Source organism: Pseudomonas sp. 2822-17 (genome assembly GCF_002742485.1).
Lineage (GTDB): Bacteria > Pseudomonadota > Gammaproteobacteria > Pseudomonadales > Pseudomonadaceae > Aquipseudomonas > Aquipseudomonas cyclaminis.
Map to the genome: position 1 here is coordinate 1 of NZ_LJRZ01000346.1, position 299 is coordinate 299.

At 39.8% G+C, this 299-nt stretch carries 1 protein-coding gene; it reads left to right on the plus strand.

What is annotated here, in order from left to right:
- Nucleotides 1-299: stage IV sporulation protein A (locus tag AOA60_RS08420; protein ID WP_218240599.1), on the plus strand; the 299-nt coding region annotated here is incomplete at both ends.

Consider the following 299-nt stretch of genomic DNA (forward strand, 5'->3'; position numbering starts at 1 on the left):
AGGCTGCAGTTCGAGAGACTGTTAAAGATATAAAACGATTAAGAGATGTAGACAGAGTAGTGGGACACTTTTACGAGTATGAATTCATTGAGCAGGCCCAGTTAGCAGGAATTGAAATGGGACTTGGTGTAGCAGAAATTGACTTACATGCACCAGACGATCTGTATGATCAGATTCTAAAAGAAGTAGTAGGTGTAGAAATCCGAGGTAAGGACCATTTATTAGAACTTATGCAGGACTTTGCACATGCTAAAGCAGAGTTTGATCAAGTAGCAGATGCACTTCAGATGGTTAAACAA